The organism is Microbacterium dextranolyticum (genome assembly GCF_016907295.1).
Taxonomy (GTDB): Bacteria; Actinomycetota; Actinomycetes; order Actinomycetales; family Microbacteriaceae; genus Microbacterium; species Microbacterium dextranolyticum.
Genome location: NZ_JAFBBR010000001.1, coordinates 2,984,696 through 2,998,203 on the forward strand (window position 1 = coordinate 2,984,696; position 13,508 = coordinate 2,998,203).

12 protein-coding genes are annotated in these 13,508 nt (G+C 69.0%); 3 read left to right on the forward strand and 9 right to left on the reverse strand.

The window, feature by feature from the left end:
* Window positions 1-55: 55 nt before the first annotated feature.
* From JOE64_RS13590 to JOE64_RS13630, 9 genes are all read right to left on the reverse strand, one after another.
* A complete protein-coding gene (locus JOE64_RS13590; RefSeq protein WP_204964738.1) occupies window positions 56-892 on the reverse strand; it encodes a serine hydrolase in 837 nt (278 codons plus the stop codon).
* Window positions 889-1,953 (reverse strand): C45 family autoproteolytic acyltransferase/hydrolase, encoded by a 1,065-nt coding sequence (locus tag JOE64_RS13595; RefSeq protein WP_204964739.1) that lies wholly within the window; start codon window positions 1,951-1,953, stop codon window positions 889-891. Before JOE64_RS13595 ends, JOE64_RS13590 begins: the two co-directional genes overlap by 4 nt.
* Window positions 1,950-2,792: a serine hydrolase gene (locus JOE64_RS13600; RefSeq protein ID WP_271202494.1), complete on the reverse strand. Its 843-nt coding sequence runs from the start codon at window positions 2,790-2,792 to the stop codon at window positions 1,950-1,952. Before JOE64_RS13600 ends, JOE64_RS13595 begins: the two co-directional genes overlap by 4 nt.
* Window positions 2,789-3,781: a S66 peptidase family protein gene (locus JOE64_RS13605; RefSeq protein ID WP_271202495.1), complete on the reverse strand. Its 993-nt coding sequence runs from the start codon at window positions 3,779-3,781 to the stop codon at window positions 2,789-2,791. The genes JOE64_RS13600 and JOE64_RS13605 overlap by 4 nt, the downstream gene beginning before the upstream one ends.
* On the reverse strand, window positions 3,778-5,436 hold the full coding sequence (gene nikE / locus JOE64_RS13610; protein ID WP_204964740.1) for a nickel ABC transporter ATP-binding protein NikE: 1,659 nt from the start codon (window positions 5,434-5,436) through the stop codon (window positions 3,778-3,780). Before nikE ends, JOE64_RS13605 begins: the two co-directional genes overlap by 4 nt.
* 3 nt (window positions 5,437-5,439) lie before the next feature.
* Window positions 5,440-6,354 (reverse strand): ABC transporter permease, encoded by a 915-nt coding sequence (locus JOE64_RS13615; RefSeq protein ID WP_204964741.1) that lies wholly within the window; start codon window positions 6,352-6,354, stop codon window positions 5,440-5,442.
* Window positions 6,351-7,391 carry an ABC transporter permease gene (locus JOE64_RS13620; protein ID WP_239531783.1) on the reverse strand — a complete coding sequence of 347 codons (1,041 nt, stop codon included), beginning with the start codon at window positions 7,389-7,391 and terminating at the stop codon, window positions 6,351-6,353. Before JOE64_RS13620 ends, JOE64_RS13615 begins: the two co-directional genes overlap by 4 nt.
* A gap of 86 nt (window positions 7,392-7,477) precedes the next feature.
* A complete protein-coding gene (locus JOE64_RS13625) occupies window positions 7,478-9,328 on the reverse strand; it encodes an ABC transporter substrate-binding protein (protein WP_204964743.1) in 1,851 nt (616 codons plus the stop codon).
* Window positions 9,329-9,619: 291 nt separating this feature from the next.
* Window positions 9,620-10,777, reverse strand: coding sequence for a M20/M25/M40 family metallo-hydrolase (locus tag JOE64_RS13630; RefSeq protein ID WP_271202496.1), 1,158 nt, complete (start codon window positions 10,775-10,777; stop codon window positions 9,620-9,622).
* A 176-nt stretch (window positions 10,778-10,953) separates the two neighbouring features.
* Here JOE64_RS13630 and JOE64_RS13635 point away from each other — a divergent pair, with 176 nt between their 5' ends.
* Genes JOE64_RS13635 through menC form a run of 3 tightly spaced genes read left to right on the forward strand, consistent with a single transcriptional unit; the run spans window position 10,954 to window position 13,498 of the window.
* Entirely contained in the window at window positions 10,954-11,688 is a 735-nt protein-coding gene (locus JOE64_RS13635; protein ID WP_204964744.1) for a GNAT family N-acetyltransferase, read from the forward strand.
* Window positions 11,685-12,377, forward strand: a complete 693-nt coding sequence (locus JOE64_RS13640) for a MurR/RpiR family transcriptional regulator (protein ID WP_204964745.1) — start codon at window positions 11,685-11,687, stop codon at window positions 12,375-12,377. The genes JOE64_RS13635 and JOE64_RS13640 overlap by 4 nt, the downstream gene beginning before the upstream one ends.
* Window positions 12,374-13,498: an o-succinylbenzoate synthase gene (gene menC / locus JOE64_RS13645; protein WP_204964746.1), complete on the forward strand. Its 1,125-nt coding sequence runs from the start codon at window positions 12,374-12,376 to the stop codon at window positions 13,496-13,498. The genes JOE64_RS13640 and menC overlap by 4 nt, the downstream gene beginning before the upstream one ends.
* Window positions 13,499-13,508 lie beyond the last annotated feature (10 nt).

Consider the following 13,508-nt stretch of genomic DNA (forward strand, 5'->3'; position numbering starts at 1 on the left):
GTATCGACCCTCGATTCTATCCGGGCGACCCGGACGGTCCGCGCCCCGCACCGCGTCAGAGAGCGAGGTGCTTCCGCAGCGTGTCGCCCGCTGCGCGCATCGCGGCGAGCGCAGCGTCGCGCGCAGGGATGCCCGAGGGCCAGTTGACGAGCACCGCGTACGCGATCCGCCGTTCCGGCGACATGACGAGGCCCGTATCGGCGCGCACCGTCGAAATCGTGCCGGTCTTGTTCCACAGCCACACGTCGCGGTCGAAGTAGTAGTGCGCGAGCGGATCGAGGCCGAACGCGGAGGCGACCATCGACAGGTCCATGCCCGCTCCGAGCCAGCGCTGCAGAGTGTCGGCCGACGCCGGCGACAGATCCTCGGCCCGCGCCGTGCGGGTCACGAACCTGACCAGCTCGCGTGCCGTCGCGTGCGACAGTGTGCGGGGTGCCCCAGGCGGAAGCGGCCAGCGCACGACGTCGTCGAGCGCGGATGCCTCGTAGCCGAGGCGGCGCGTGTGCTCCTGCACCAGGGGCAACCCGATGACGCGCGCCAGCGTGTTGGTGGCCGCGTTGTCGCTGACGGCGCCGATCAGCGCGGCGACGTCGTAGAGCGAGAGCTCGTCAGCCTGCAGCAGGTACCAGAGACCCGAGTTGTCCATCCACTCGACGGGGCGCCGCGTGACCCGCTCCTCGAGAGAGCGCGTTCCCTCGTCGACCTCGGTCAGCAGGCGATGCAGAAGGAAGATCTTGCCGACGCTCGCGGTATCGAGTGCCGCGTCCGGACGGTGCGAGAACACCGTTCCGCCTGTGTCTGCGTCCGCGGCGTCCAGGTCGACGGCGAGCGCAGAGACGACGAGGCCCTCGAATCTCGATTCGAGTTCCTCGAACGGCGCGAACGCGCTCATGCGTCCACCCGCTCGCCTCTGGCGAAGGCGCCGAGGCTCCCCCGCCACGGTTCGCCCTCGGCCTGCACGGTGACGAGGTCGGCGCCGGTGTCGACCATCGCCGTCGCCAGCGTGAACAGATCGTCGCGGAGGTTGCGCACACCGTCGGCGCGCAGCGCGCCCCATACGGCGTCGGCATCTGCCGCATTCCGCGAGACGTCCGAGAGCACCGCGAGCCGCGCGCGGCTCTCGGCCAGCCATTCGTCATCGGCGGCGACGGCGAGATCACCGCGGGCACCGTCGACGACGCGCAGGTGATTCGTGTGTCGGATGACGCCGCCCTCCTGCATGGCGCGCACACCCGCCGCATTCTCGATGAGGTCGACGCGCCCTGCCTCGGCGTCGGCGACGTCGAAGGCGAATCCGCCTGCGCACCCGAATCGGGTGAGTGCGTCGCGGGCCTGAGCGCCCGAGTGCTGGCGCTGCGCATGGCGGGCGACGAGATGCCGACCGCATCCGCGCAGGTCGGCGACGCGCACCGGAACGTGGTCCATCCCGAACGACAGGCCGGCAGAGGTGGTGACGAACGAGTTCGACGGGAGCATGCCCGGGTACCAGACGACGGTGATCGACGGGTCGCCCTCGATATCGAGGGTCACCAGACGCAGGAGACCGCGCAGGCCGGCATCGCCGTCTTCGTTGTGGCCGAGCACGACGGATGCGCCGTGCAACAGCGACAGGTCGCTGCAGCCGGTGCCGTCGCGTCCCAGGTCACCGCGCAGGTTCTGCGCCCACAGTTCGTCGGGCGCGATGTCCGCGCCTTCGGCGATCCAGTCGAGTTCCTGCGATTCGACCGGCAATGCCGCGCGGGTCGAGTCGGCGACGGCCGCGAATCTCTCGGCGGCGACGCCCCGCGACCGGCGCACGTTCGCGCTCCACCCGCCATCGGAGTCGGCACGTTGCGCCTCGATGAGCGCTGCGTGCTCGGCCCCGAGCGCCCGCATGACATCGGCGCGGGCGCCGCGCAGCACGGTCCATCCCATCCCGGAGACCGCATCGCGCCGTTCGATGACGACGCTCACGACACCGTCCCGGCGTCACGCGGCAACCCGGTCGCATACGCCCGGATCGACTCCCCGATGGCGGCCATGGCGTCGAGCACGGGCGCCCTCAGGTCCTCGTCGATTCCGCGCCAGTTCGCGCAGACGGCGTAGGCCACCGCGCCGGCATCCGCGCTCACGTGTCCGACGTCGACCCGGGTCACCTCGGTCGTGCCGGTCTTGTGGCGCAACACGACGCGCTGGTACTCCGGGTCGAGGTGCGCCAGCGGGTCGAGGAGAAATGCGGAGGCGACCATCGAGGTGTCGGTGTCGACGCCGAGCCACGCGAGCACCTGCGCACTGACGTCCGGCGAAATGACGTCGCCGGCGCCGAGACGCCGCATCAGATCGCTCAGCTCCGCCCCGGTGCCGTGCGACGGCGTCCACGGCATCCCCTCCAGCCGTTCGTTGCGGATGTAGTCGAGAAGAGTGGTGTCGCGATAGCCGAGGTCCGTGGCGACGGCGCGCACCGCGCCCAACCCGCACAACGAGATCAGCGCGTTCGTGGCGAGGTTGTCGCTGACGGCGCCGACGAGCAGGGCGAGATCGGCGACGCCGAGCCGCTGATCGCGCATGAGGTAGAGAAGCCCGGAGTCGGCCACCCGGTGCTCGTCGGGGATATCGACGGGCTGGTCGGGTGAGAGCGCGCCGGATGCCAGGCGCGATGCGACCTCGATGAGCAGGAACACCTTGCCGACGCTCGCCGTCTCGCACACGACGTGCGGGGTGTGCTCGGCCAGGATCTCGCCGGAACGGGCATCCTCGACGCGGATCGACCATCGGACGCGATCATCCAACACGGGCAGCGCGATGCCGCTCACGGCGCCTGCTCCGAGCCGCGCGGGCCGGTGACCTCGATCCGCGGATCGTCCGCGTCGGCGATGAGAAGACCATCGACGTTCAGGGGCACACTGATCGCGTTCGGGTCATGGCCGAACCCGACCTCCCAGAGCACGGGGATCCCGCGCGCGCCGAAGAACTCGTCCATGAGCGGGCGGAGACCCTCGACCGGCGTGCACTCCTGCCACGAACCGAGGGCGACGGCGGTCGCCGCATCGAGCCGACCGGAGCGCTCCAGGGCGAGCAGGAAGCCGTCGAGACGATAGATCTCCTCGGCGACGTCTTCGAGGATGAGGATGCCGTCGTGGTCGGCCCCGAGCGACTCCGGTGAGCCGAGGCTTCCGGTCAGCAGCGCGAGACAGCCTCCGGTGATCCGTCCGCGCGCCGTCCCCGGCGCAAGGACCGCCGTGCGAGGCCCCGCGATGCGCCCGCCGCGCCAGGGCTCGAACAGCCAGCGGTGCACATCCCGGCGGATGATCTCCGAATCGAGGAACACCTGGTTCCCCGCCATGGGGCAGAACAGCGTCGGTCCCCCGATGTGGAAGCGGAAGGCCTCGTGCAGAGCCGTGATGTCGGACGATCCGGTCAGCAGCTTCGGACGTCCGTCAGGGCGAATCGCCGCCGCCGCCATCTGCACCCAATCGATCTCGTCGAGCAATCGCATGGCGCCGTATCCGCCGCCCAGGCTGACGACGGCGGCGATCTCGGGATCGAGCCAGGCCTCGACGAGATCGCTGCGCCGCCCCGCATCCGCTCCGGCGAGGTAGGGAGCGCGCGGCGGATGCGGCTCGAGCACGTGCGCCCCGAGCGTCACGTCCAGTCCCCAGTCGCGGTAGTGACGGATGGCCTGTGCCACCCGGTCCGCGCGGCCCGGACCCGACGGAGTGATCATCGCGACGCGATCGCCGGGCTGGAGGGGGGCGACGTCGAGATAGGCATGGCGGTCGATGCCGCCCGGCAACGCGCTCACGCCCGCGGCTCGATCGCCGCGACGGCCGACAGGAGCGTGCGGGTGTACGGATGCTGTGGCGAGAGGAGCACCTGCTCGGTCGGCCCGTACTCGACGATCTCGCCCTCGTACATCACGGCGACGGTGTCGGCGATGTTCCATGCGAGTCCCAGGTCGTGCGTGATGACGAGGGCCGACAGCCCGAGCCTGCGACGCAGCGACAGCAGCAGCGAGAGGATCTCGCCGCGCGCCGAGGCATCCAGCGAGGCGACCGGTTCGTCGGCGACGAGCAGCTGCGGGCCGACGGCGAGCGCCCCCGCGATCACCACGCGCTGGCGCTGACCTCCGGAGAGCTCCTGCGGGATCGCGTTGACGTACTTCTCCGGCGGGGTGAGCTCTGCGTCCGTCAGCGCCTGCAGCACCCGTTCGCGCTCGTCGCCGCGATAGTGCTGCACGCGCAGACCCTCGGCGACCGACTCGTAGACGCTGAGTTTGGGGTTGAGGGCGGCCGACGGGTCCTGCAGCACCATCTGCACGTCGTGCCGGAACGCGCGCAGCGACGCGCCCCGCCGGGGCAGGTCGGTACCGCGGAAGCGGACGGTCGATCCGGCATCGGGCTGCTGGAGTCCCACGAGGGTACGGGCGAGCGTGCTCTTGCCCGATCCCGACTGACCGACCAGCGCGACGATCTCGCCGCGGTGCACCGTCAGGTCGACGCCGCGGACGGCCCTCAGCCACGTACCGCGCGCACGGTAGGTCACGGTGAGGTCCTTCGCCTCCATGACGACATCGGCCTCGCCGGGTACGTACTCGTGGACGGTCTCCGGATCGATGTCGACGGGCGCCCGGTTCGTGGCCGGGTTCATGCGGGATGCCGGATCCCCGATTTCGGGGAACGCCGCCGCGAGCTGCTGCGTGTACGGGTGGTTCGGCGCCGTGCAGATCATGACCGACTCGCCGACCTCGACCAGCTCTCCGCCGCGCATCACGGCGATGCGCTCGCAGACGCTCGCGAGCACAGAGAGGTCGTGGCTGATCATGAGGAGCGAGATGCCCCGCTCGGTGACGAGGCGTCCGATCATGTCGAGGATCTGCTTCTGCACGATGACGTCGAGCGCCGTCGTCGGCTCGTCGGCGACCACGATGTCGGGCTCGCACGCGAGGGCCATCGCGATCATGATGCGTTGCTTCTGACCGCCCGACAGCTCGTGCGGGTACGCATCGGCCTTCGCCGCCGGGAGGTCGACGGCGTGCAGCAGCTCGCCGACGCGGGCCTTGCGCGCCTTCTCCGTCTTCCACTTCTCGGCGACGTGCAGCTCGAGCGCCTCGATGATCTGCTGCCCCACCGTGCGCACGGGGTTCAGCGAGTGCATCGCGCCCTGGAAGATGATGGATGCCTCCGCCCAGCGAACGGCGCGCAGCCGCCCGAAGCTGAGCTCGGCGACATCCGTGTCACCGATGAGGACGCGCCCGTCCAGACGCGCGGACTTCGGCAGCAGGCGCAGCACGCTCATGGCGAGCGTGGACTTGCCCGAACCGGACTCGCCGGCGATGCCGAGCGTGCCTCCGGCGGGCAGCGTCAGCGAGACACCGCGGACAGCGGGCACCTCGCCCCGGTCGTTTCGCCCCGACGTGCGGTAGGTGATCGAGACATCGTCGAACACGAGATCAGGCATCGGTCACCGACTCCTCAGGGTGGGGTTGACGATGGTCTCCACGGCACGGCCGACGAGAGTGAAGGCGAGCACGACCAGCACGATCGCGAGGCCGGGGACGACGACGTACCACCAGTACCCGCTCGTGGCGGCCGAGACATCCATCGAGTTCTTCAGCACGGCGCCCCACGACTGCTGCGTGGTGTCACCGAGCCCGAGGAAGGAGAGGGTGGATTCCGCGATGATCGCCGAGCCCACCGTGAGCGTCGTGTTCGCCAGCACGAGCGGGAGCACCGCCGGCAGCAGGTGCTTCACGATGATGTGCCCGTGCCCGGCTCCCAGCACGCGGGAGCGCTCGACATAGTCGCGCGCCTCCACCGACAGCGTCTGAGCACGCACGACACGCGCCGTGCCGGCCCACGACGTCAGACCGATCGCGATCACGATCGTCCAGACGCCCCGACTGAGCACCGAGGCCAGCACGATCGCGAGGATCAGCGAGGGAAGCACGAGGAAGAAGTCGATGACGCGCATGAGCGCCCCGCCGGCCCATCCCCGGAAGTGACCGGCGGCCAGACCCACGATCGTTCCGAGGATCATCGACATGGCCGTCGCCGCGAAGCCGACCAGCAGCGAGACCCGGGCACCCCACAGCATGCGGACCCAGAGCTCACGCCCCTGATGGTCCGTGCCGAGCGGATGCTCCCATGACGGCGGCGCGAAGCGCGGGTTGTCGATCACCTGCGTCACGTCGAGCATCGACGCGGGTGCCAGCAGGGGGGCGAGCAGCGCGAGGACGACGATGACCAGGAGGAAGACCAGGCCGACCATTCCGGCACGTTCGTGGGAGAACTCACGGCAGAACTGCGCGAAGGCACGCCCGCGGCGCTGCCACGCCATGGCCAGAGGGGAGCGGATGGAGGTCGCGGCGGTGCTCATGAGCGCCTCACTCTCGGGTCGAGCTGGCGGTAGACGAGATCGGCGAGCAGATTCATCACGATGATGATCGCCGAGAAGACGACGAACGTCCCCTGCAGAAGCGGCAGGTCGGGCCCGCTGATCGCCTCGAAGGTCAGTTTGCCGAGGCCCGGCCACGAGAACACGGCCTCGACCGTGACCGCGCCCGCGATGAGCCCGCCGATGTGCATGAACACCAGGGTGACAGCGGGGAGGAGAGCGTTGGGCACGACGTGGCGGGTACGCACGAGATCGTCGCGCAGGCCCTTGGCGCGAGCGGTGGTGATGTAGTCGGCGTTCATCTCCTCGATCACCGAGGCCCGCATCACCATGACGTACTGCGCGTAGACGACGGCGACCATCGTCAGCACCGGCAGGACCATGTGCGAGAGGACGTCCAGCACGTCGGCGAAGCCACCGGGCGGGTCGGGCGAGGTCATGCCGCCGGTCGGGAACCAGTGCAGCGTGCCGCCGAACACCATGAGCAGCAGCAGCGCGAGCCAGAAGGTCGGTACCGACCACAGGACCAGCGAGATACCGGAGGTCACCCTGTCGAACATGCTTCCGTGGCGCCATCCGGCGCGCTGGCCGAGCCACAGCCCCAGGGCGATCGCGATGACCGCCGAGGTGCCCGTGAGCAGGATCGTGTTCCAGAAGTACTGACCGATGAGGCTCGACACCGACGTCTTGTAGACGTAGCTCTCACCGAAGTTCAGGGTGAAGACGTTGCCCAGATAGTCCCAGAACTGCTGCAGGAGCGGCTTGTCGAGACCGAGCTGCTCACGCAGCTGGGCTATCTGCTCGGCGGACATCTGGCGCTCGCGCGCGATGCGTGCGACGGGGTCACCGGGAAGGATCTTGAAGGCGAAGAAGCCGAGCAGGATCACCATGACGAGGCTGATGGCAGCCCCGCCCAGCTTCGAGCCCAGGTATCCCCACCCGGAGCCGCCGCGCGGGCTGCTCTCGGGACCCTCCTCTTCGAGGATCACCGCCTCGGTGGGGGGAACTGTTGTCGACAACGTCATACTCCTCACTCGTGTCGTCGGATCGTTCCGCGAGATCTGCGCGCGACGCCCGGCGGGGCGTCGCGCGCAGATCTCATGTGCTACTCGCGGTCGCCGGCCCGGCGGCGGCGGATCACGGCGATCACGATCGCCAGGATGACGGCGAGCGCGACGATCACGCCCACGACGATGAGGCCGACGTTCACGCCGCCGCCCGCGTCGCCGCCGCTGGCGGGCTCGACGGTGAGGAAGCCCCAGTACCCGGCCTGGTTCGCGATGATGCCGTCCTTCTCGGGCTGCAGCGAGAAGTTCGTGAATCGGTCGGAGCGGTACGCCTCGAGTCCGTTCGCGTACCAGAGGACGACCTGGGCGGCATCCTCGTAGTTCATCGCGAGCATGTCGTGGACGATCGACTGACGCTTGCCTTCGTCGAGCTCGGAGCGCTGCTGCGCGTAGAGCTTGTCGAACTCCGGGTTGCAGTAGCCATCCTGGGTCGTGCCGCCCGAGCCGTCGACGTCGGTGGGCAGGTTGGCGCAGGTGTTGATGCCGAGCTGGTAGTCGGGGTCGGGGTTGACGCTCCACCCGGTGAAGTAGATGTCGTAGTCGCCCTTGACCGAGCGCGTGCTGATCGTGTCGTCGTCGGTCGACTCCACCTGGATGTCGATGCCGATCGCCTTCATCCACGGCACGAAGTACTCGGCTGTCGACTGCTCGGTCACGTCCGACGCGTCCACGAGGAGCCGCAGGCTCAGACGGTTGCCGTCCTTGACGCGGATGCCGTCCGCCCCGGCGACCCAGCCGTCGGCCTCGAGGAGGGCCTTGGCCGCGTCGGGGTCATAGGACTTCACGACCGAGTCGTCGGCGGGGAGGGTCCATTTCGCGAACGAGGCGGGGATGAACGACGTTCCGGGCACGCCCTGGTCCTGCAGGACGTTCTTCAGGAGCGCCTTCGTGTCGATGCCCTGACGGATCGCCTGACGCACCTTGACGTCGGCGAGGGCGGGGTTGCCCGTGCCGAAGCTCTGGCCGTCGCGGGTCTTCATTCCGGCGTTGAAGCTGTACGAGGCATACCGGCGACCCTCACCGGAGTGCGTCGTGATGCCCGGCGCCCCCTTCAACGCGTCGAACTGCGTCGGCGTGAGGCTGCCGACGAAGTCGACCTCGCCTGCGCGCAGAGCCTGCACCTGAGCGTCGGAGTTCGTGTAGTAGATGTACTGCAGTCGGTCGATCTTCGGAGCGCCGCGCCAGAACGTGGGGTTGGCCTTCAGCGTGATCGACTGGTTCGCGCTGTAGGAATCGATCAGGAACGATCCCGAACCGACGACGTTGCTGTCGTTCGCGTAGGTGGACCGGTCGGCGATCTTCTCCCACACGTGCTTCGGGACGATCGGGATCTCGCTGCCCGGGTTGGGAGCCTGGGGCGCCTTCAAGGTGATGACGACGGTCTTGTCGTCGGGTGCATCGACGGACGCGAAGTTCGAGACCAGGTTGCCGTTGGCGACGGCGAGCGCCGGCACCGTCAGCATCTGCTCGTAGGTGTAGACGACGTCGGCGGAGGTGATGGGCTCACCGTCCGACCAGGTCAGTCCGTCCTGCAGGGTGTACGTCCACTTCTGACCACCGTCGTCCGTGGTCCACGAGTCGGCGAGACCCTTCGTCGGCGAGCCGTCCTGCTGGTCGTTCTGCACCAGGTTCTCGTACATGTACCGGATGAGGTTGGTGGGAAGCAGGTAGATCGACGTGAACGGGTTGAACGAGTCCACGTGACCCGACGTCGCGATGCGCAGCGTGGTGGCCGATGCGCTCGTATCGGGCGCGGGCGTGGCGTCCGCCGCCACCGAGAGCCCTGCGGGAGATTGAGCATGCGCCGCGCCGACAGGCAACGCCACGAGAGCGGCCGCCACAGCGAGCGTCAGCGCTCGTCGGACGCCCACACGGTTACGAATCGACATTCCGGTTCCTTTCCGCCGGGGTCGACCTGGCCGACCCCGATGATCACTGGCATCAGTGAACATGATGGTTCGCGTCGAGACAAGCCCTTACGTACCGCATCCTTGCATTCTTCACACGCTCGTAACAGGGCGGAGGCGGATCGCACCCATCTGTGAATCCGCCGCCTCGCCCCCATATCACATCGACAACACCTGGTTTCACCAGGGAATCGGGGCATGAGTGCACCAGCACGAGCGAGTGCATCAGCGGCACGACCCGCCACGCATCCCGACGAAATTGTCGATGATTCGTTACATATCCTCGGCACACACGTCGTCGTCGACGTCGGCCAGGAACTCGGTGAGCAGCGCGATGCGCTCGGCGAGGGATGCCAGGACGATGTGCTCGCCGACGGCGTGCGCCCCGCCGCCCCGGGGGCCCATGCCGTCGACCGTCGGAAGGCCCCACGACCCGAGCGCGTTCGTGTCGCCCGCACCCGCCGCCGGGCGCGACTCCAGCTGCTGCCCCACCCGCGCCGCCGCGCGAGCGAGGCGGCGCGCCACGTCACGATCGCGCTCCGTGGCCGCCCACGCGGGGCGATGGCTCAGCACCTCGATCCGCACATCCGCACCGGCGCGAAGGGGAGTGAGCGCATGCAACTCGGCGAGCACCTTGTCCTGGGCCTGGGCATCGATGAACCGCAGGCCGATCTCCGCCTCGGCCTCCGCCGCGACGACGTTCGCGCGGGTGCCGCCCGACAGCGACCCGACATTGCAGAGCACCTCCGACGGCAGACCGGGGTCGCTCACGATGCGACGAACGCGCAGCAGCTGGTCGACGAGCTCGTCCACCGCCGAAATCCCTGCGCCGGGATCGAGAGCCGCATGCGCGGCGCGGCCGGTCACCGCCAGACGGATCCGTGTGCTCCCCCGCCGGCCCACCTTCAGAGCACCGTCCGGGTGCGGCGACTCGAAGCCGAGAACGGCCGAGACACCGGCGGATGCCTCACGGAGAAGCCCTCCGGTGGTCGGCGAGCCGACCTCTTCGTCAGCGACGACGACGACGCGCACCGCACGTCGGTCACGGCCCGTCGAGGCCTCGACGGCCGCAAGCATCGCCGCCAGCCCGCTCTTCATGTCGTAGACGCCGGGACCGCGGAGGATGCCTCCGTCCTCTCGCAAGGGCACTTCCCCGGCCAGCGTTCCGTGCGGCCAGACCGTGTCGGAATGCCCGACGAAGAGCACGGGGTCTCCGCGCCCCGGGAGGTCGGCGATCAGCGAGACACCGGCCCCGGTGGTCACCAGTCGGGTCTGCGCGCCGGCGTCTCGCCACCAGGCATCCAGCAGATCGGCGATCCGCGCGCTCGACTCCACATCGAAGGAGGGAGACTCGATTCGCACGAGCGAATCGAGTCGTTCACGGCAGCGGTGGAGGATCTCGTCGGTGACGGAGTTCATCGGTGTGTCCACCTCTCCATCCTCGCCTCACGGCGCCAACAAGTCGAGATACGAAACATATCTGTCACATTCGTCATCTTGTATGGCGTTATCTGATGCCATAAATTCAGTGATGTCCGCCCGACTCTCGCAAACTTAGGTTCCGTATCGTGCCCCCCTCCCTTCTCTCCTCCGTTCGAGTGGAGACGTTGTCCACGGCCGACGACTATCGCCGCGCCGCAGAGCTCTATTCCCGCGTGTTCGGATACGCGGGATCCGATCTGGGGCTCAACGCCAACCTCCTGAGCGCGCTGCGCAAGAACGGCGGAGCGACTCTGGGAGCGGTCGACGATTCCGGAGAGCTCGTCGGCTTCGTCTACGGGTTCGAAGGAACCGACGAGTCGCGCGCCCGCTACCACTATTCACAGGCGGCCGTCGTGGACCGCCGATACCAGGGCACGGGCATCGGCCGTCGCCTGAAGACCGCGCAGCGAGAGGTCGCGCTGGGCTGGGGTCAGACGCACATGCGATGGACGTTCGACCCGCTTCTCGTGCGCAACGCCCACTTCAATCTCGTGACCCTGGGCGCCGAGGGCATCCGGTACGAACGTGACTTCTACGACCGCCCGGGGTCGGACCGCCTCGTCGTGGACTGGAACCTCTCACGGACCGATGACCCTCATCAGGCGTACCGGCGCGCGCACGCGCCGGCGACGCTGGCGGGGCGGCCCGGCGCCGTGGTCGACGCGGACGGACTGGGTGACGGGGCGTGCTGGATCGCGATCCCGAGCGCTCCCTCCGTCGGCGCGGACCCCGTCGCCGACCGGGCCCGCCTCGCTCTCGCAGAGGCCATGAACGGCCGGATCCTCGTGACCTGCACCCGCATCGACGAAGCGACCAGCGCCTATCTCGCCGTGCCGACGACAGAAGGGGAGACCCCATGAGCGACGACAGTGTGGAGTCCCGCGATCGCCGCCTCCGGTCGCCCGGAGACAGGTACGGCGACAGGTTCCGCACGAACGTGTCGGCCGAAGCGCTGCTCGCCCGCGTGATCGACACCGAGAGCCGTTCACTCGCGCTGACGTTCGCCGAACTGGCATCCAGCGGCGATGTGTCGCGCGCGGCGGGCCTGATCCTCGGTGCACGCCGGCGGTATCTGACAGGCCGGGGCAAGAGCGCCGCCTACGCCGAGCTGCTCGGCGCGGATCTGGCCACCACACTGTCGAACGTGTTCGTCGTCGACGGGCGCAGCCTCACCGACCTCACCGTGCTCAGCGACGTGCGGGCATCCGATGTGCTGATCGCGTTCAGCATGCGCCGCTACCGCGAAGAGACAGTGCGGTTCGGTGAACTCTTCCGCCGCGCAGGCGGCGAGGTCATCGTCATCACAGACACAGTCGATGCACCGCTCGCGGCGGCGGCGACGGTGCTTCTGCCGGTGCACACCCACTCCGCATCCTCGTCGGACTCGCCGACCTCGGTCGCCGCGGTATGCCATCTGCTCAGCACTCTCACCGCGGCCAGCGCGAAGGGTGCCCGCCGACGTCTCGCGGCACGCGACGTGATCGCGGCCGATCTGGACCTGTACCACCCCGACGACCACTTCCCCGCGGGAACGGAGACGACGCCATGAGAGTCGACCGCGTACGGCTGCACCGCGTGCTGCTGCCCCTCGTGCACGAGTTCCAGACGAGCTCGCACCGAAAGAGCTCCCTGGAGCACGTGCTCGTCGAACTCACCGACGAGTCCGGCCTCACCGGCTGGGGCGAGATCGCCTCACCGGCCGATCCCTACTACGGCTCGGAGACGACCGAGACCGCTCTTCTCATCGCCGAACGCTACCTCGCACCGGCCGTGCTGGGCGCGTCGTGGGACACACCCGCCGAGCTCGAAGCAACGTGGGCGCGGATCCGCGGCAACGAGTTCGCGAAGGCCGGATTCTCGATCGCCGCGTGGGACCTCTTCGCCCGCGCGGGCGCACAGCCACTGGCCGCGGCCCTGGGCGGCACGCGCACACGCGTGGACGCGGGGGTCTCACTCGGCATCGAACCGACCATTCCCGCACTGCTCGAACAGGTCGCCACCCACGTCGGCGCGGGGTACCGCCGAGTCAAGCTGAAGATCGCGCCCGGCTGGGACGTCGAGCCCGTCCGCGCCGTGCGAGCGGAATACCCCGACCTCGATGTGCACGTCGACGCCAACGGCGCCTACCCCGACTGCGACGAGTCGTTCGCCGTGATGACCGCGCTCGACACGCAGCGGCTCACCATGATCGAGCAGCCGTTCGCGCCCCGCGCCTTCGCCACGCACGCGCGCCTGCAGAGCAGTATCGACACCCCCGTCTGCCTCGATGAGAGCGTCGAGACCCTCGATGACCTGCGCACCATGCTCCTCACCGGGGCCGGACGAATCCTCAACGTGAAGGTCTCCCGCATGGGCGGTCTGAGCGTGGCACGCGCAGCGCACGACCTCGCCCGCGACGCGGGCGTCCCGGTCTGGTGCGGCGGCATGCACGAATTCGGCATCGGTCGCGCCGCGAACGTCGCCCTGTCGTCGCTGCCCGGATTCACCCTGCCCTCCGACGTGTCGGGATCGGACAAGTACTACGCGCGCGATGTCATCCTTCCTCCCGTGATCGCCGTCGACGGTCGCGTGCAGGTTCCCACCACCCCCGGGCTCGGGCACGAGATCGACCTCGCCTGCATCCGGGAGCACACGGTCGACCTCGTCGAGGTCGACGCCGCACTGCGCTGAGCCCCTCACT

What these genes read in the sequence shown, in the direction of transcription:
- JOE64_RS13590 (WP_204964738.1), bottom strand. Translation starts at nt 892, where the DNA reads ATGAGCGCGTTCGCGCCGTTCGAGGAACTCGAATCGAGATTCGAGGGC.
- nikE (WP_204964740.1), bottom strand. Translation starts at nt 5,436, where the DNA reads ATGCCTGATCTCGTGTTCGACGATGTCTCGATCACCTACCGCACGTCG.
- JOE64_RS13615 (WP_204964741.1), bottom strand. Translation starts at nt 6,354, where the DNA reads ATGAGCACCGCCGCGACCTCCATCCGCTCCCCTCTGGCCATGGCGTGG.
- JOE64_RS13625 (WP_204964743.1), bottom strand. Translation starts at nt 9,328, where the DNA reads ATGTCGATTCGTAACCGTGTGGGCGTCCGACGAGCGCTGACGCTCGCT.
- JOE64_RS13640 (WP_204964745.1), top strand. Translation starts at nt 11,685, where the DNA reads ATGAGCGACGACAGTGTGGAGTCCCGCGATCGCCGCCTCCGGTCGCCC.
- menC (WP_204964746.1), top strand. Translation starts at nt 12,374, where the DNA reads ATGAGAGTCGACCGCGTACGGCTGCACCGCGTGCTGCTGCCCCTCGTG.